1 protein-coding gene is annotated in these 1141 nt (G+C 64.9%); it reads left to right on the top strand.

The window, feature by feature from the left end:
- A partial coding sequence (locus EN781_RS32955; RefSeq protein WP_127400747.1) for a DEAD/DEAH box helicase occupies nucleotides 1-1141 on the top strand: 1141 nt, incomplete at both ends.

Raw genomic sequence — 1141 nt, 5'->3', positions numbered from 1 at the left:
GCACCACCACGGCGACCTGGAAACCTTCCATGGCGGCGATGTCGGCTTCGGCAAGACCGAAGTGGCGCTGCGCGCCGCGTTCATCGCCGCCATGGAAGGTTTCCAGGTCGCCGTGGTGGTGCCGACTACCTTGCTGTCGCGCCAGCACTTCAAGACCTTCTCGCAGCGCTTCTCCGGCCTGCCGATCCGCGTCGCGCAGGCGTCCCGGCTGGTCGGTTCCAAGGAATTGGCCGAGACCAAGAAAGGCATTGCCGAGGGCACGGTCGACATCGTCGTCGGCACCCATGCGCTGCTGGGTTCCGCGATCTCGTTCAAGAATCTCGGCCTGCTGATAATCGACGAGGAGCAGCATTTTGGCGTCAAGCACAAGGAGCGGCTGAAGGACCTGAAGAGCGACGTGCACGTGCTGACGCTGTCGGCGACGCCGATCCCGCGCACGCTGCAGTTGGCGCTGACCGGCGTGCGCGAACTGTCGCTGATCGCCACGCCGCCGGTCGACCGCATGGCGGTGCGCACCTTCATCTCGCCCTTCGATCCGCTGGTGATCCGCGAGACGCTGCTGCGCGAGCGCTATCGCGGCGGCCATTCCTTCTATGTCGTGCCGCGCATCAGCGACTTGACCGAAATCCATGATTTCCTGAAGCAATCGGTGCCGGAGCTTAAAGTGGCGGTGGCGCATGGTCAGATGCCGCCGGGCGAGCTCGACGACATCATGAACGCCTTCTATGACGGACAGTACGACGTGCTTCTGTCGACCACCATTGTCGAATCCGGCCTGGACATCCCGACCGCCAACACGCTGATCATCCATCGCGCCGACATGTTCGGCCTGTCGCAGCTCTACCAGCTTCGCGGCCGCGTCGGGCGCTCGAAGGTGCGCGCCTACGCGCTGTTCACGCTGCCGGCCAACCGCAAGCTTACCGACACCGCCGAGCGGCGGCTGAAGGTACTGCAGTCGCTCGACACGCTCGGCGCCGGCTTCCAGCTCGCCAGCCATGACCTCGATATCCGCGGCGCCGGCAATCTTCTGGGCGAGGAGCAGTCCGGCCACATCAAGGAGGTCGGCTTCGAGCTCTACCAGCAGATGCTGGAAGAGGCGGTGGCCGAGGTGAAGGATTCCGGCGAGGTGCAGGACGGTGGC

It is taken from the genome of Mesorhizobium sp. M4A.F.Ca.ET.090.04.2.1 (assembly GCF_003999085.1).
GTDB lineage: Bacteria > Pseudomonadota > Alphaproteobacteria > Rhizobiales > Rhizobiaceae > Mesorhizobium.
The sequence above is the reverse complement of the archived record's forward strand: the minus strand, read 5'-3'. Positions and strand labels throughout refer to the sequence as shown.